Annotated in this window: 16 protein-coding genes; all 16 read left to right on the top strand. The window is 65.3% G+C overall.

Features of this window, described 5'->3' with window-relative positions; genetic code table 11:
* The first annotated feature begins 32 nt into the window (after positions 1–32).
* Entirely contained in the window at positions 33–1,208 is a 1,176-nt protein-coding gene (locus ACFPFQ_RS42475; protein WP_379628949.1) for an amidohydrolase family protein, read from the top strand.
* Positions 1,209–1,354: 146 nt separating this feature from the next.
* Positions 1,355–2,602: a CaiB/BaiF CoA transferase family protein gene (locus ACFPFQ_RS42470; protein ID WP_379628948.1), complete on the top strand. Its 1,248-nt coding sequence runs from the start codon at positions 1,355–1,357 to the stop codon at positions 2,600–2,602.
* 7 nt (positions 2,603–2,609) lie between these two features.
* Entirely contained in the window at positions 2,610–3,734 is a 1,125-nt protein-coding gene (locus ACFPFQ_RS42465; protein WP_379628947.1) for an FAS1-like dehydratase domain-containing protein, read from the top strand.
* A 36-nt stretch (positions 3,735–3,770) separates the two neighbouring features.
* Positions 3,771–4,988, top strand: a complete 1,218-nt coding sequence (locus ACFPFQ_RS42460; RefSeq protein WP_379628946.1) for an acetyl-CoA hydrolase/transferase C-terminal domain-containing protein — start codon at positions 3,771–3,773, stop codon at positions 4,986–4,988.
* The gene (locus ACFPFQ_RS42455) at positions 4,988–5,950 is read left to right on the top strand and encodes a PDR/VanB family oxidoreductase (RefSeq protein ID WP_379628997.1); all 963 of its coding nucleotides are present in this window, start codon (positions 4,988–4,990) and stop codon (positions 5,948–5,950) included. The genes ACFPFQ_RS42460 and ACFPFQ_RS42455 overlap by 1 nt, the downstream gene beginning before the upstream one ends.
* Before the next feature lie 92 nt (positions 5,951–6,042).
* On the top strand, positions 6,043–6,834 hold the full coding sequence (locus tag ACFPFQ_RS42450) for an IclR family transcriptional regulator (RefSeq protein WP_379628945.1): 792 nt from the start codon (positions 6,043–6,045) through the stop codon (positions 6,832–6,834).
* 332 nt (positions 6,835–7,166) lie between these two features.
* Complete coding sequence (locus tag ACFPFQ_RS42445) at positions 7,167–8,171, top strand: isocitrate/isopropylmalate family dehydrogenase (protein ID WP_379628944.1); 1,005 nt, start codon at positions 7,167–7,169, stop codon at positions 8,169–8,171.
* An 83-nt stretch (positions 8,172–8,254) separates the two neighbouring features.
* A complete protein-coding gene (locus ACFPFQ_RS42440) occupies positions 8,255–9,238 on the top strand; it encodes an ABC transporter permease (RefSeq protein WP_379628943.1) in 984 nt (327 codons plus the stop codon).
* Positions 9,235–10,110 (top strand): ABC transporter permease, encoded by an 876-nt coding sequence (locus ACFPFQ_RS42435; protein WP_379628942.1) that lies wholly within the window; start codon positions 9,235–9,237, stop codon positions 10,108–10,110. Before ACFPFQ_RS42440 ends, ACFPFQ_RS42435 begins: the two co-directional genes overlap by 4 nt.
* An 8-nt stretch (positions 10,111–10,118) precedes the next feature.
* Entirely contained in the window at positions 10,119–11,078 is a 960-nt protein-coding gene (locus ACFPFQ_RS42430; RefSeq protein ID WP_379628941.1) for an ABC transporter ATP-binding protein, read from the top strand.
* Entirely contained in the window at positions 11,075–11,947 is an 873-nt protein-coding gene (locus tag ACFPFQ_RS42425; protein ID WP_379628940.1) for an ATP-binding cassette domain-containing protein, read from the top strand. The genes ACFPFQ_RS42430 and ACFPFQ_RS42425 overlap by 4 nt, the downstream gene beginning before the upstream one ends.
* 286 nt (positions 11,948–12,233) lie before the next feature.
* The gene (locus ACFPFQ_RS42420; RefSeq protein ID WP_379628939.1) at positions 12,234–13,022 is read left to right on the top strand and encodes an alpha/beta fold hydrolase; all 789 of its coding nucleotides are present in this window, start codon (positions 12,234–12,236) and stop codon (positions 13,020–13,022) included.
* A 34-nt stretch (positions 13,023–13,056) separates the two neighbouring features.
* Entirely contained in the window at positions 13,057–13,320 is a 264-nt protein-coding gene (locus ACFPFQ_RS42415; RefSeq protein WP_379628938.1) for a hypothetical protein, read from the top strand.
* On the top strand, positions 13,317–14,450 hold the full coding sequence (locus ACFPFQ_RS42410; protein ID WP_379628937.1) for an amidohydrolase family protein: 1,134 nt from the start codon (positions 13,317–13,319) through the stop codon (positions 14,448–14,450). Before ACFPFQ_RS42415 ends, ACFPFQ_RS42410 begins: the two co-directional genes overlap by 4 nt.
* A gap of 46 nt (positions 14,451–14,496) precedes the next feature.
* Positions 14,497–15,591, top strand: coding sequence for an amidohydrolase family protein (locus tag ACFPFQ_RS42405; RefSeq protein ID WP_379628936.1), 1,095 nt, complete (start codon positions 14,497–14,499; stop codon positions 15,589–15,591).
* Positions 15,592–15,606: 15 nt separating this feature from the next.
* Positions 15,607–15,990: a Rieske (2Fe-2S) protein gene (locus tag ACFPFQ_RS42400; RefSeq protein WP_379628935.1), complete on the top strand. Its 384-nt coding sequence runs from the start codon at positions 15,607–15,609 to the stop codon at positions 15,988–15,990.
* Positions 15,991–16,055: the final 65 nt, after the last annotated feature.

Raw genomic sequence — 16,055 nt, 5'->3', positions numbered from 1 at the left:
CGCTACGGGCGTAGTGATGAGCGAGGGCAGCAATGATCACTGGTTCGGGGATCGAAGGAAATGCGGCCGTGGACGCGGCGCGAGACGGCGGCACGACGGGGGCCGAGTCGGTCCGGCCCGTGACGATCGTGGATTGCGATGTGCACGTGGTGCCCAGCCCGGACGAGGTCCGGGAGTTCATGCCCGACCAGTTCCGGGGTCCGTGGCTCGATCACCTGACGATGGGGCTGAGCGGCATCTACGCCACCCCCAACCCGTTGGCAGGTATGCGGGAGGACAGCGTGCCGACGGGAGGCGGAGCTCCGGGCACCGATCCCGCGTTGCTCGAGAAGCAGTTGTTCGTCGACGCCGGTGTCGACATCGCCGTACTTCTCCCCGTCGGCACGCCCGGCACGGCCGACCCTCGCCACGATGCCGGACTGCGGGCGGCGCGCAACGCCTGGCTCGCGGAGACCTGGCTGGGGCGCTACAACCAGCACGGGCGGTTCCGCGGGTCGATCTGCGTGTCTGCCACCGATACGGACCTTGCGGTTGCCGAGATCGAGAAATGGGCCGGTCATGAGGGGTTCGTCCAGGTTCTGCTCGACCCCTACCTCATTAACCCGCCGCTGGGCGACCCGCGCTACCGCAAGCTGCATGATGCTGCCGCCCGGCACGGTCTTCCGATAGCGCTGCACATCGCGCGCACGCCGGGCATGGCGAACCTGACGCCAATGGGGTTCGGGAGCTACTACTCGGAGATCCATCCCCTCTACTCGTTCGTGTACATGCCGCACCTGGTCAGCTTCATTGCCGAGGGTGTATTCGATCGGTATCCGGATCTGACGCTGGTACTCGTGGAGGGCGGCGTGAGCTGGGTGGGGCCGGTTGTCGACCGACTACAGGGAATCTACCGGACCTTCCCTGCGGAGTTGCCTCGCCTGCAACGCCCGGCTCGGGACTACCTCGCCTCGAATGTTCGCGTGACCACCCAGCCCATCGAGGAACCGGCCAGGGCGGCTGACCTGCATCTGTACCTGGACTGGATGAGTGCGGGCGAGACCCTCATGTTCTCGTCGGACTATCCGCATTGGGACTTCGACGACCCGTCCTTCGTCGCGGCGCGGCTACCGGCCTCGATTCGGTCGTCTGTCATGTACGGCAACGCATCGAGGCTCTACCGGCTGCCCGACCACATTCGAGTCCCGAGCAACGAATCGGCCCGCTGATATGACGCGTCGCCGGGGGAACTCTGCGCAGCGGTGATATCGGACTCACTAGCCCTCTCGACGGCTGTGGCGACGTTGACACCAGTGACTCATGAAAGTATCGTAGATGGAACGATGGTCTATATGGAGAACGCACGGAGGCGTGGATGACCCAGGTCCCGACAGTGCCTGTTGGCCCATTGCCCCTCGAGGGCGTGCGGGTGCTCGATCTGACCCGCGTCCTCGCCGGACCGTTCGCCACGTGCGTCCTCGGCGATCTGGGCGCGGACGTGATCAAAATCGAGGAACACGATGTCGGCGATCATGTCCGTAGTCTGCCGCCGTTCTACCCGGGCGATGTCAGTCATTACTTCCTCGCCGTGAACCGCAACAAGCGCAGCATGGTCATCGACCTGAAGAGCGAGAGCGGAAGGGCTCTCGTGCTCGAGCTGGCGAGCAAGTCCGATGTCGTCATCGAGAACTTCCGGCCGGGGGTGATGGATCGGCTGGGGATGGGGTTCGCGGAGCTGAAGAGGTCGAACCCGAAGATCATCCTCTGCTCGATCAGTGGTTTCGGCGCAACCGGGCTAATGCACGCTCAGCCCTCGTTCGACCTCGTTACCCAGGCCCGCAGTGGTGTCATGAGTATCACCGGAGATGCCGCCGGTCCGCCCATGAAACTGGGGCTCCCGATGGGGGATCTGGGCGGCGGTCTGTGGGGGGCCATTGCCATCCTGGCAGCCCTGAACCGTCGTCAGACCGACGCTTCGCCGCAACACATCGATATCAGCTTGCTCGAGGGTCTGATCAGCCTGTTGGGCTACCTCGGCCAGTTGGCGCTGATGCAGGGGGAGAGCCCCGGCCGGGTCGGCAACTCGCACCACACCATCGTTCCCTACGGTGTCTTCGATGTGGCCGACGGTCACCTCGCGCTGGCCCTGCACATGGGATCGTTCTGGCGCAGCTTCTGTGAAGCGATCGAACGGGCCGATCTCATCACGGATCCGAGATTCGCCGCGACAGGGGATCGGCGGGACAACCGGGAAGAGCTGCTGGGGATCCTCGACCCGATCCTCCGGGGAAGGACCCGAGCCGAATGGGTGCAGCTCCTCGAAGAGGCTGACGTCCCGCACGCCCCGATCCTCGATGTGGTCGAGGCGTTGGATCAGGCCCAACTGAAAGAACGCGATGCCATCGGGATGATGCGGCATCCAACGGCGGGCGACGTTCCCGTCGTGCGTATCCCGATCGTGTACACCGATCAAGGACGGCCCGAGATCCGTCCGTCCCCACTGCTCGGAGAGCATACGAGGGAGATCTGCCGGGACCTCCTCGGTTGGGACGATGAGAGGATCGACGCGCTGAGCGCGGCCGGCGTCATCGCTGGTCCGCGCGCGACAACAGCCAATGAATAGGACTGGTATGACGGTTCAAGAAAGCGCGAAGATTACCGACGGAGAACTCGATCGGCTCCGGCAAAAAATCGGTCAGGTCATCAAGATATCTGAAGTGCCCTATTTGACGGAGACCAGCCGGGACGCCGTTCGGCGGTGGGCGCTCGCCACCGGGGACCGGAATCCCCTGTACTTCGACGAGGCGGCCGCGACACGGAGTCGCTACGGCGGATTGATCGCTCCGCCGTGCCTGCCGTACGCGTTCAGCCGCCTGTCGATCGGCTACCGGGGTGGGTTGCCTGGTGTCCACTCGATGTTCGGCGGATCGCACTGGAAATGGCATCGACCGGTCTCGGTGGGGAAGCAGGTATCACACGAGACGCGGTTCGAGGACCTGATCGAGCTGCAGGGGCGCTTCGCGGGACGGATGTTCCGGCAGGTCAGCCTCACCACTTTCACGGCGGAGGGCGAGAGTTCGCCTTTCGCGGAGGTTCGCGGCTGGGGCATGCGGGTGGAGCGAGACACGGCGCGGAAGAAGAAGAAGTATCAGCAGACCGATCCTCCCTCGTACTCGCCCGCCGACATCGCGGCGATCGCCGACGAATACGCCAACGAATTCATCCGGGGTGCCGACCTGCTGTACTGGCAGGATGTCGAAGTCGGTGAGCGGCTGCCGGCGACGGTCCGGGGGCCCTACACGCCGACGATCGCCGTGGCCTTCGAGCAGGCCTTCGGAGGCCTTTTCATCCACGCGCACGGCTACTGGTTCGACTTCTTGAAACAGCACCCAGCAGGAATGATTCTGAATGACTTCGGTGTGCCGGAACCGCCGGAGGCGGTTCATTGGGACAACGCGTTGGCGCGTGGTGTCGGCGTACCGCAGGCCTACGATTACGGGCCCGAGAGGATCTCCTGGATCGCCACCACCTTGACAAACTGGATCGGGAGCGAGGGGTTCCTGGAGGAGCTCTATTGCGAGATCCGGCGGTTCAACCTGGTGGGTGATCTGACGCGATGCCAGGCGGAGGTCGAGAATGTGCTGGAGCCGGAGGCCGACGGGCGTGGCCGGGTCCGGCTGCGGGTGTGGGCCGAGAACCAACGTGGCGAGGAGACGGCCAAGGGTTGGGCCGTCGTCAGCCTTCCGTCACGGTAGGATGTGTGCGGCCGTGACGTGGAGCAAGGCGCACCGATGAGCGCCCCGACCTCGTTCGACGACATCGTCCGAGACGGTGATCGAATACTGATCGGCACCGGTGCGGGTGAGCCGAGCGCGCTCGTCGCAGAGTTGCTCGACCATGCCGCCGAGACGGGGAAGCGCCTCGAGTTCGTCCAGGTCACCACCGGGTCCGAGATGAACATCGGAGCCGCGGCGGAGGCAGGCCATCGGGTTCTGCTCCCGGTCGCAGCACCCGGATCGAGCCCGGGTGACCTCGTCGAGTCGCTGCCCCTGTCGATGCGACAGTTGGCCCAGGCGATCGATGACGGGTCGCTGCGCATCGATGGCGTCCTGTTCTCGGGCTCGCTGCGCGAGCCGGCGTCGATATCGGCGGGGACGTGCGTCGACGTCGTCCCGGTGGCCTTCGATCGCGCCCGTTTCCGGGCGGTGGAGATCAACGCGGGGCTACCCGACGTCGCCGCCGAGCCGCTGCTGCCGTTGCACCGCTGTGACCTGGTGCGGCACGCCGATCGGCCACCCCATCCGTACGCATCCGCCGTCGGTGAAGAGGTCGGTCGTGCCATCGCCAAGCATGTTGCGTCGCTTGTCGCCGACGGTTCTGCCATCGAGCTGGGTGTCGGAAGGGCGCTGGCCCTGGTACCGGCGGCGATGGCGGAGGCCGGCCTCAGATTGTCGGTTCACTCCGGCATGATCAGCGACTGGACCCAGCAACTGGTGGCTGATGGAGTGGCGAGCCTGCCGCTCGCGTGCGGTGGCGGCCGGCCGGTGATCGGCGCTGTCGCCATCGGATCTCCGGCGTTCTACACCTGGCTCGACGGCAGCGAGGCTGTCCTGCTCGTCGATTCCCGGCACGCGCACGACCCGCTGCATCTCGGTTCACTGGGGAACTTCGTGGCCATCAACGGAGCTTCCGCGGTCGACCTCACCGGTCAGGTGGGGGCGACGCGAGGCCCAGGGGACCGGCGCGGACCCGGTGGTCTTCCTGACTTCGCGGTCGGCGGCATGTATGGGGGACGATCGATCATCGCGATCGAGTCCACCGATTCGCGCGGGCGCAGCAGGATCGTGCCGCGGGTCGACGTCGTGCACCTGACGGGAACGCTCGTGTCCCATGTGGTCACCGAGCACGGTGTGGCGGCGCTCGCCGGGATGAGCTGGAGCAGGCGCCGTCGAGCACTCATCGACGTGGCTCACCCCGACCATCGGAGGGCGTTGGAGGTGACAGTGTGATGGTCGCATCGCTTGCCCCCGGAGAGCACGAGCTGGATCTCGTGGTCACCGCCAAGCGTCGCGTGGCTCGTGACGCCGTGCAGCTCGAGCTCCGGGACGCGCAGGGAGCCGAGCTTCCGGCGTGGACCCCGGGGGCGCATGTCGACGTGGTCCTCGGTGACGACGTGGTCCGGCAGTACTCGCTTGCCGGCTCGCCGAACGACCGATGTGTGTGGAAACTCGGCGTGCTGCGCGTCGCGGACGGGCGCGGCGGGTCGATCCTCATCCATGACTCGCTGGTACCCGGGGCCAAGGTCCGACTACGGGGTCCGCGCAATCATTTCGAACTCGTGAAATCGCCTCGGTACATATTCTTGGCCGGCGGTATAGGTATCACGCCGATCTCTCCGATGGTCGCTGCCGCACAAGCGGCCGGCGCCGACTGGAGCCTGCACTACGGTGGTCGCTCCCGCGATTCAATGGTGTTCGCAGACTCGCTCGTTGCCGCCTACCCGGACAATGTCACACTCTGGCCTGAGGACCAGTGCGGCCTGTTGGATCTCCCGTCCTTGGTCGGGGCGCCGCAGCCTGACACGAAGGTCTACTGCTGTGGGCCCGAGGGTCTGCTGCGCGCGACGGAGCAACTCTGCGCCCAGTGGCCATCGGGCTCACTGCACGTCGAACGGTTCTCGCCCAAGGAGGTCGCACCGACCAAAACGGCTGCGTTCCACGTCCGACTCGAGCGATCCGGAATCTCCGTCGAGGTGCCGCCCGGCACGTCTATTATGGAGGCTCTTCGGGAAGCGGGTGTCGACGTGCCGTCCTCGTGCGAGGAAGGGATCTGTGGAACCTGTGAGACCGGAGTACTTGGCGGCGCGCCCGAGCATCGGGACTCGGTGCTCACAATCGAAGAGCAGACCATGAGCCACACGATGATGATCTGCGTGTCTCGTGGGCTCACCGATCTGGTCCTCGATCTGTAGACTTGGGCTGGTGCCCGGGGCGTCGCCTGCCAGGGGAACGCTCGGCACCAGCCTCTGCTATAGTTCTGTACCCCGACAGACATAGGACAGGGATGACCGCGAGCGTTGATGGATCGGCCCCCCAGTCGGACCGACCCAAGTCGCTTGTTCCTGCGGTCTCGTCGGCGGTCCGAATCATCAACTACATCATGGCTGTCGGAGACGGTGCTGGAGTCTCCGAAGTGGCCACCGCGCTCTCGATCAACAAGAGTACGTGCTTCAACATTCTAAATACTCTGACGTCATTTCAGGTTCTGAGTAAGGATACGCGACACGCGGTCTACCGACTCGGTCCGTTATTGGTGGAATGGGGTGCAGGTAGTCGTCGGCAGTTCTCCGGTCGTGCGGTAATCCTTGATCGGGTCAATGCCCTCGTCAATGACGTCGATGTGACGTGCATTGTCGGCCAGGTACTCGCGGACGATCGAGGAATCGTTGTTGTCGACCGCGTCGTGCCGCATCGCGATAAGGTCGCCACGCAAGCCATCGGGCGTGTCATCCCGCTGTCTGGTCCCGCGATGGGAAGACTTGCACTGGCGTACCGGGAAGAGTCGGAGGCGTTGGAAACGGCCCGCCGGCTCGGCATGGTCGCACAGGGCCGCGATGAGGATCTCCTGCAGGCATTGGCCCAGATTCGGAGAAGGGGCTACGCCACCAGTGTGGGGGAGTACAGCCCCGACACTAACGCCGTAGCGGCAGCTGTGATTCGCGGAAATTCTCAGGTCACGGCTATTCTATGCGTCATCGGTTATGCGGCCGACTTGCCGGCTCAAGATTTGCCGAGACTTGGTGAGCGTTTGGTACGACTCACCCGCGAGTTGAGCGGGCAGGACCTCGTCTTCTGAGGTTGTTCCTTCCGGTGGTGCTCGTTATTGATCAACGTGGCATATCTGCAGTCCCGCAGGCCTAGGGGTATTGACCGTCCCAGCGTCAAACTGTATCGTCTGGAAAGAACAGCTGTCTGTCTGCAGAACGCGACCTTGCGACCGGCTTGCAGCGGTCACGAGGCCACGACGATGACCCGGTGGATTCTGGCTGCAGAGCACGCTCCCCGGTTAGGGGAGGCAATGTACGAATGCCACATCCCGCAATGAGGCGGATCACCGTCATGGGTGCGGTCCGCGATGACTTCAGCCGGGACTGCCTGCTCATGCGGCCGGACAAGGGTAGGTAGTGGATGCCAGCAGTTACTCTCATCCCAGGCGATGGAGTCGGCCCGGAGGTGGCGTCGGCCGCGCGATCGGTCATCGACCACGTCGTGAACGGGATCGATTGGGAGGTTGTCGACGCTGGGGCTGAGGCGTTCCGACGAACCGGTCGCGCCGTTCCCGACCGCGTCGTCGAGTCGCTGGCCAGAACCCGGGTTGGTCTCAAGGGCCCCATGACGGTTCCCGACAGCGGGTACTCGAGCCCGAACACGGAGATTCGCGAGCGTATGGGCCTGTGGTGCAACATGCGCCGGGCCACGTCGTTCGGCGGCGGAGCGGCGGACTTCACCGGAACCGATGTCCTGGTGGTGCGCGATGTGACCGAGGATCTGGGCCGTGGGGTTTCGCAACACGTCGGGCCGGATGCCGGAGTGGCCCTGAAAGTCGTCACCCGGTTGGCCGCGCATCGGCTCGCCGAATTCGCCTTCACGTATGCCGCCGCGCAGGGAATCAGCCAGATAACGATCCCGCACCAAGCTCCGACGAACCGCTCCACCGACGGGCTGTTCGTCTCGGAAGTCATGGATGTGGCGTCTCGGCATCCCGGTCTCACCGTCACCGATGAGGCCATGGACGTCGTGTGCATGCATCTGTGCATGCACCCGCAGCGGTACCAGATGTTGCTGTGCCAGAACTTCTACGGAGGAATTCTCACCGGGCTGTGCTCCGGACTCGTCGGTGGGGTCGGACTCATTCCCGGAGTCAACCTCGACGATCGTGGAACCGCCGTTTTCGAGGCTGGCCACGGAAGTGCTCCGAAGTATGCGGGGCTGGACAAGGTAAACCCGACTGGACTCATTCTTTCTGGCGCGTTGCTACTCGAGCACATCGGCGAGTTCGATGCCGCGCGAGCTGTCCAGACGGCCGTCCGGACGGTGCTCGCCGACGGTCAGAACGTCACCTACGACCAGGGTGGCTCGGCAAGTTTGTCCGATTTCACGCAGGCCGTCGTACGTGCCATTGACAAGTCTTGAGTGAAACGAAAGGTCGTGGTCAACGATGACTTTCGCGGCGAGCAAGCACGGCCCTCCGGGGCCCCGGGACGGGGTGTAGGGCCATGTCCTCCTCCCGGTCCACACCACGGTCGCGGTCGGCGATCACCGCACGCTATTTGGTCGGCCGACTCTTTCAGGCAGCAGTCATCTTGTTGCTCGTGGTCTCGGCGGTATTTCTGCTGGCCCGGCTGAGCGGTGACCCGGCCCAGCTTCTCGCGCCCCAGAACGCATCCGAGCAGGACATCGCCGACATTCGGCAGAACCTCGGCCTGAACGATCCGCTCATCGTCCAGTACCTGCGCTACCTCGGCGATCTGCTGACGGGGGACCTCGGGGCCTCGTTCGTGTATCGAGCACCGGTGCGAGACCTGATTGAAGGCGCCTTTCCCAACACCCTGCTCTTGGCCATGAGTGCATTTCTGCTCGCCGTCGTGGTGGGCGTGCCGTTGGGGATCGTCTCCGCCCTGCGACCGAGTTCCGTGCTCGACTACGTGAGTCGCTTCACCGCACTCGTCGGGCAGTCCGTGCCATCCTTCTGGCTGGGGATGGTCCTGATCTGGGTACTCTCGGTGCTGTTGGGTTGGCTCCCGGCGTTCGGTGCTGGCAGCCCCAGCCAGCTGATACTTCCCACCATCGCGCTCGGCGCCTACCCGGTCGCCGTGATCGCCCGTCTCTCCCGGTCGGCCGCGCTCGACGTACTGAGGTCCGATCACACGCTCTTCGAGCGGAGCAAGGGCGTGAGCGGGTTCGTCTTCATGCGTCACGTGCTGCGCAACGCGTCGCTCCCGGTCGTCACGCTCTCCGGCATCCAACTAGGACATCTGCTGGCCGGCACCGTGATCGTGGAGACACTCTTCGCCTGGCCGGGGATGGGTCAGCTGGCCATCCAGGCGACGTATTCGCGGGACTTCAACGTCGTGCAGGGCACGGTGCTCGTCTTCGCCCTGACCTTCGTCGTCCTCAACCTCCTTGTCGATCTCTCCTATGGCTGGCTCGATCCGCGCGTACGGGTATCGGGCGGATCGTCGAGGGGTGCGCTGCGATGACGACCACCGTGTTGGAACCTCCGCCGTCACCGGCCTTCCGGCCGCTGAGCAGGATGCGTCGGCTCCCCTTGTTCTCCGGCGCCATTCTGTTCGTCTTCATCGTCGCGGGCGCCTTCGCCTCCCTGCTGGCTCCGCACGATCCCGATCAGGTCGACCTTGCGAGCAGTCTCCGGCCACCGGTGTTCGCCGGCGGCACCTGGACCTTCCCTCTCGGCACCGACGACCTGGGGCGGGACATCCTGAGCCGCCTGATCGGCGGAGCGCGCACGTCGTTGCTGGTCGGGGTGGCTGTGGTCCTGATATCCGGCCTCGTGGGGCTGGCGTTCGCCGTCCTTTCCGGCTACCTCGGCGGCTGGGTCGATTCCCTGCTCATGCGGATCACCGATGCCGCGCTGGCGTTTCCGGTCCTGCTGGTGGCGCTGGTCATCGTCGGGGTCTTCGGTCCGAGTGCGCAGAACGTCGTGATCATCTTGGCGTTGACCGGGTGGGCGAACTACGCGCGGGTGCTACGCAGCGAAGTGCTCCTGCTGCGATCTCACGACTTCGTGACGATGTCCGTGGTGATGGGAGCTCGCTCCTGGTGGGTGATCCGCAGGCACCTCGTCCCGAACATCGTCAGCACGCTACTGGTGCTCTCCACCCTGCAGCTCGGACTCGCGATCGTCGCAGAGGGCTCGCTCAGCTTCCTGGGGCTGGGGGTGCCGCCGCCGGCACCGTCGTGGGGCGGAATGCTCTCGGACGGACGTCAGTACCTGCAGGACGCGTGGTGGATCCCGCTGTTCCCCGGGCTGGTCCTCAGCTTGACGGTGTTGGCAGCCAACCTGATGGGGGACTGGCTGCGCAATCAGGCCGACCCCACCAAGAAGCGATAGGAGCCCGCGTGCTGAAGGTCAAGCAGCTCGCTGTCGCCTACGGTCACGGCGCCAGCCGCATGGCCGCCGTTCGTGGCGTCGACTTCGAGGTACCGCGGGGCGCTGCCGTCGCCCTCGTCGGCGAGTCCGGGAGCGGGAAGTCGACCATTGCGTTGAGCATCATGCGGCTGATCGACGCGAACATCGGGGAGATCACCGGAGGCGATGTCCTCTTCGAGGGCGAGAGCCTGGTCTCAGCCACCCGAAATCGAATGCGAGAGGTTCTCCACAAGGCGATTGGATACGTGCCCCAGGACCCGATGACGGCCCTGGATCCCTTATGCACGATTGGCCGGCACATCGATGAGACCCTCACCTCGGCCGTTCCCAAGAATCGACGGAAGGCGGCCATCGCCGAGCTGCTCGAGTCCTTGGGCATGCCGCAGTCGGCGAGCCGACTGGGCTCCTACCCGCACGAGATGTCGGGCGGGCTGAAACAGCGGGTCGCCATCGCGACCGCGCTGGCTCGCGAGCCGCGGCTCATCATCGCAGACGAGCCGACCTCGGCCCTCGATGTCACGACCCAGTTGGCGATCCTGCGGGTCTTCCACACCACGATGCAGGAACGCCAGCTGTCGCTTCTGTTTGTGACCCACGACCTGCTGGTGGCCCGAGCACTGTGCCAACAACTCGTCGTCCTCTACGCCGGCCGGGTCGTGGAGTCGGGCGCCACGAGAGACCTGATGAGCTCGCCGCAGCACCCGTACACGCACGCTCTGGTGAAGGCGATCCCGGCCACGGCTGCCCCCCGCAGCCGGCTGTTCGCCGTTCCGGGAACTGCTGCCTCTGCTCGCAGCACGACAGATGCCTGCCAGTTCGCGCCTCGTTGTCCGCTGGCGGACGACCGCTGCCGCTTCGAGGTCCCACCGGTGATAGAGAACCTGTCTGGCACGGTGGCATGTTGGAAGCCGGGGGAGATGGCCTCATGAAGGGCAACGAGACGATCGACATCGTGTCCGCCAACCATGTCTCCAAGGTCTACGCGGACCGCCACGTCGTCGTGAACGCGCTGGACGACGTCACGGTGAGTGTGCTGCCCGGCGAGGCGCTCGGGATCGTCGGGGAGAGCGGGTCGGGAAAGACCACGCTGAGCCGGCTCCTTCTGGGTATCGAACGGCCCACGAGCGGAACGGTCCGCTACCGCGGCACCGACCTCACCGACCTCAACCGCGCGGGCGTGCTCGGCTACCGCCGCGCAGTGACGGCGGTGTTCCAGAATCCGTACAGCTCGCTCGATCCGCGTATGCGTGTCTGGCAGATCGTGATGGAGCAGTCGTTCATCGAGGGACGACACAGCAAGCCGGAACGGGAGGGCCGAGCCGCGGAGCTGTTGGAGTTGGTCGGTCTACCGGCCAGCCTGACCCGCCGGTTTCCCCATCAGCTCAGCGGCGGCCAACGACAGCGAGTTGCGATCGCACGCGCGCTGCAGTCCGATCCGGAGTTGATCGTCCTCGACGAGGCGACGTCCGCACTCGACGTCTCCGTGCGTGCTCAGATCGTCAACCTGCTGCTCGACCTTCAGGACCGGCTGGGACTCACCTATCTCTTCATCGCTCACGACCTGTCGCTCGTGCGTCACCTGTGCCAGCGGACGATCGTGATGTATCAGGGACGGGTTGTGGAGCAGGGTGATACGGCCAGCGTCCTCGCCGATCCGTCACATCCCTATACGGCCGCGCTGCTGGAGGCATCGTATCTCTCCCCGGAAGCCATCGCCGGACCGTCGAGCAATGTTCCGGACGAGGCCCGCGAGGTCCTGCCACTGCCGGTTTCGGTTTCCTCCGACCGATTGATGTAGTCCCGAGTCGGCCCCTTTGCAGCGCCATCCACCGAGAAGTGGAAATCTCTGATCCGTCAGAATCACCCTGTCCGTCAGCCCGTCGAGACCGCGAGAGAAACGCCTGACCGCGGGGTCGATTCCGCGTCATCTGGCATGCCGTACCTGAACTCGATATGTCACTTCGAGCATCGCAGTTTCGTTGACCAAGGGGCGCAACCGTGCTATCCTCAGAACCAGGTTCTCTCTACAGTACGACCAGGCTCGATGATAGGAGACTCAGATCGAACACTCGCTGTGTGTCCCAGTGGAAGAAGGCGTCGAGCTCCGGTGCTACGTCGACGATTTCCTGTGGCCATGGCAGACCGCCACGCCGGTCCTGTTGAGCCATGGCATGTCGCGCAATGCGCTTTTCTGGGATCCGTGGATCCCGTGGATTGCGCGCAAGTATCGGGTCTATCGCCCCGATTGGCGCGGCCAGGGCGATTCCTACAAGCCGCCGCCCGGCTACGTGCATGACTATCGGGAAGGGGCGCGGGATGCCTTGGCTCTGATGGATCACCTCGGCCTGGAGCGGGTGCACTTCGTCGGCGAGGCGTCCGGCGGGATGATCGGATGCACCCTGGCGCAGATGGCGCCGGGCCGGCTGGCGAGCATCGTGCTGTGCGACACGCCGCTGCGGCCGGTTCCCGAGTCGCACAAGGAGCCGGAGCGGGACTTCATCATGAGTGCAGGCGTCCGAAAGTGGCACCTGGACACGATCGGACAGCGACTGGACCCGGTCACCGCACCGGCTGAGCTGGTCGACTGGTACGGGGAGCAGATGGCCAAGACGCCGCCCGACGTCGCGGCCGCGATCATCGAAGGCTCGGACCACTTCCTGGACGAGCCGATCACGACGCTTCCCGTCCCCATCCTGATCCTGGTGGGCGATCGCAACCCGGATCGGGTGGCCGAGCAGCGCGAGGTGTCGTCGTTGCTGCCGAAGGGTCACCTGGGAGTCGTGTCCGGGCATGCGAAGGGAATATTCACGTTGGCTCCCGATGACTGCGCCAGGCAGGCGCTGGCCTTCTGGGACGCCCTCGATCAGACGTAGCCCGGCGACCACCGCAACGACAAGGGACGGATAGATGCAGACGCCGATTGCCGAACTCTTGAGCCCCATCACGTCCGCACTCGAGGCCGATGGCTACTCGGCACACGTCACCGAGGGGCCGGGGACGCTCGAAATGCGGATCATCGCCGGCGCCGGGGTGTGCGCGGACTGCTTGAGTCCCCGGTCCGTCGTCGAACCGATGATCAATCGGCTGCTCCAGAACGGAGGCATCACGCGCAAGGTGACGTTGATCTATCCCGACACGGATCCGGGACAGCCGAAGGACGTCACTCCATGATGGTGGCGGATCCCGGAACCACGGGTCACGACGAGCCGGTCGGTGAGCTGTCGGGGCTGGTGGACTCCTGTGTCTTCCTGGGCTGGAAAGCCCCGCAAGACATCATCTCCTACCTCCCGAGCGGATGGCGCGAATACCTGACGCCGGTCGCGGGACGTCCCTACCGGCGGGTCGTCCCGGACCGGCAGCTGGAGAATCCCGAAGGTGAGCGGCTGGCCGCACCGCTGCACGAGGAACGCGGCTGGCGGATTCCGGACGCCGACCTCGCCGCGGACGTCCTGTCCGCTCCGCAGGTGTCGAGCGTCATCGCATGTCCCGACCAGGGACTCATGGCGTCGGTGGGATCACAGCCCACGCTGTCGCTGGAGGTCAGCAGGGCGTCGAACCGGTTTCTCAGCGATCAGGTGGCCGCGCTCGGCGACGATCGCGTCCGGAAGGTCATGGTCATCCCGACGCACCTGCCCACCGAGGCGGTGGCCGAGATCCGGCGCAACTCCGGCGACGACACGTTCGTCGGAGTCGCGATGGGAGCCAACGGCCTGGGCAAGCCGTTCGGCCACCCCGTCTACCACGACATCTATCGCACGGCGGCCGAGCTGGACCTGCCCGTCCTCATCCACGTCGGTAGCGAGTGGCAGCCCAACGTCCTGAGCCACCCGACGGGCGGCGGCATCCCCAACACCTTCGCCGAGCTCTACGCCCTGCGGGCCCAGTCCGTCATGGGACATCTGACCAGCCTGGTCGGCATGGGTGTGTTGGAGGACATCCCGAATCTCCGGGTGATGGTCGTCGGCGCGGGTGTCACCTGGCTGCCCAGCTTCCTGTGGCGTTTCGACAACGACTACAAGGCGCAGGGCGGTATCGACTCGCCGTGGCTCAAGCGGCTGCCCAGCGAGTACCTCAGGTCCCACCTCCTGGTCACGACGTATGCCATCCCCGGGTCCACGATTCCGCCGCCCCAGGTCCGGGCGTTGCAGACGATCCCGTGGCTGGGCGAGATGATCACCTACGCCAGTGGCTACCCATCCTGGGATGCCAACCATCCTCAGGATGTCGTGGACTGCCTGCCGGCCGGCTGGCGCCACGCCATCATGAACGCGAACGCCCGGAAGATGTTCCGCCTCCCCTGAACGACGAATGTCGGTGATCCGTATGTACGACGGTCCGCGTATCGATGTGGACGTTCACCACCGGTGGGCGACCGACGCCGAGCTGCTCGAGTACCTCCCGCGGAAATGGCGCGATTTCATGGACCTCCCGGGTGGCCGGCTGATGCCGATGTCGCCGGGTGGGGGCGCCTTCAACATTCCGAAGAGCACGGCCTTCCGCATGGATGCGTGGTCGCCCACCGGGCAGGTCCCCGGTTCGGACTACGAGATGTTTCGCAGCCAGCTGCTGGATCCCTACCGCATGGCTGCCGTCGTGCTGTCCTTCGACATCGGACAACAACAGGGCATCTTCAACGGCCGGATGGCGACCGCGGTGCTCCGGGCCGCGAACGACTGGTCCATCGAGCGGTGGCTGAGCCGGGATGATCCACGCCTCTACGGGGCCATGCTGGTGTCGACCCAGGAGCCGGAGGAGGCCGCGGCCGAGATCCGCCGGGTCGGCGCGCACCCCCGGATCGTCGAGGCGCTCCTGGTCGTGAACGGGATGGGCAAGCCGTTCGGGCATCCTGTCTACCACCCCATCTACGAGGCAGCGGCCGAGCTGGATCTGACCATCGCGATCCACATCGGCGCGGAGAACCTCGTCACCGGTGGCCAGGCGAACGCCGCAGGAATCATGGGCAGTCGGTTCGAGCAGCACAGCACGAACATGCATCCCATCCAGACGCACCTCAGCAGCTTCATCGTCAACGGCGCCTTCGAGAAGTTCCCGGGGCTGCGGTTGTTGCTCGTGGAGGCCGGGGTGGCATGGGCGCCGTGGCTCCTGTGGGAGCTGGATGCCCAGTACGCGGCGCTGAAGAAGGAGAGCCCGTGGGTGAAGAAGCTGCCGAGCGAGTACTTCCGTGAGCACGTCAGGCTATCGACCCAACCGCTCGAACTGACTCCGCAACGCGGGCAGCTGATCGAGCTGCTCGACTCCTTCGGGGGCTTCGAGAACATCCTGTGCTTCGCGACCGACTATCCACACTGGGACTTCGACAACCCCGACTTCATCTCGACCCGCTTCCCCGAGTCGTGGTGGCCGGGTCTCTTCTTCGACAATTCCGCCGTGTTCTACCGGTGGTCGGTCGGTGCACACCAACACGAAGCACTCAGGGCCTGAGGAGCTGACCGGCGCATGTGGGTGGAGGTGTGTTCCTTCGATGAGCTCGAGCACGGCCGGATCCGTGTCGTCGACGTACCCGGACTCCCGGTGGGAGTCATCCGCTGGGGCGACGAGGTGCACGCCCTGCGCATGACGTGCACGCACCAGATGGCCTCGCTGGCCAACGGCGTGGTGCGCCCGCGTTTGACGTGCGACAGCCTCATGTCCGCTGTCGAGGCCGACCCGACGAGCCCGGTCGTCACATGCCCATGGCACCAGTGGGAGTTCGACGTGCGAACCGGTCGCCCGACCTGGAATCCGTCGCTTCCGGGCCTGCGGACCTACCCGGTCGGGATCGTCGACGGCCTCGTCCAGGTCGACCTTCCGGTCAAGCTCGAGTCGAAGGTCCAGGCCTAGTGGCAAAGCCGTTCAGTTAGGCCGGTGGCTGTGCTGTCAAGACCGGCTCTATTTCGATGGTGATC

The sequence above is a fragment of the Pseudonocardia sp. GCM10023141 genome, from assembly GCF_042653605.1.
This window is presented reverse-complemented; position numbering and strand designations above follow the sequence as displayed.

Coding starts and splice junctions, on each gene's coding strand:
- ACFPFQ_RS42475 (WP_379628949.1), top strand. CDS start 33: ATGATCACTGGTTCGGGGATCGAAGGAAATGCGGCCGTGGACGCGGCG.
- ACFPFQ_RS42470 (WP_379628948.1), top strand. CDS start 1,355: ATGACCCAGGTCCCGACAGTGCCTGTTGGCCCATTGCCCCTCGAGGGC.
- ACFPFQ_RS42465 (WP_379628947.1), top strand. CDS start 2,610: ATGACGGTTCAAGAAAGCGCGAAGATTACCGACGGAGAACTCGATCGG.
- ACFPFQ_RS42460 (WP_379628946.1), top strand. CDS start 3,771: ATGAGCGCCCCGACCTCGTTCGACGACATCGTCCGAGACGGTGATCGA.
- ACFPFQ_RS42455 (WP_379628997.1), top strand. CDS start 4,988: ATGGTCGCATCGCTTGCCCCCGGAGAGCACGAGCTGGATCTCGTGGTC.
- ACFPFQ_RS42450 (WP_379628945.1), top strand. CDS start 6,043: ATGACCGCGAGCGTTGATGGATCGGCCCCCCAGTCGGACCGACCCAAG.
- ACFPFQ_RS42445 (WP_379628944.1), top strand. CDS start 7,167: ATGCCAGCAGTTACTCTCATCCCAGGCGATGGAGTCGGCCCGGAGGTG.
- ACFPFQ_RS42440 (WP_379628943.1), top strand. CDS start 8,255: ATGTCCTCCTCCCGGTCCACACCACGGTCGCGGTCGGCGATCACCGCA.
- ACFPFQ_RS42435 (WP_379628942.1), top strand. CDS start 9,235: ATGACGACCACCGTGTTGGAACCTCCGCCGTCACCGGCCTTCCGGCCG.
- ACFPFQ_RS42425 (WP_379628940.1), top strand. CDS start 11,075: ATGAAGGGCAACGAGACGATCGACATCGTGTCCGCCAACCATGTCTCC.
- ACFPFQ_RS42415 (WP_379628938.1), top strand. CDS start 13,057: ATGCAGACGCCGATTGCCGAACTCTTGAGCCCCATCACGTCCGCACTC.
- ACFPFQ_RS42410 (WP_379628937.1), top strand. CDS start 13,317: ATGATGGTGGCGGATCCCGGAACCACGGGTCACGACGAGCCGGTCGGT.
- ACFPFQ_RS42400 (WP_379628935.1), top strand. CDS start 15,607: ATGTGGGTGGAGGTGTGTTCCTTCGATGAGCTCGAGCACGGCCGGATC.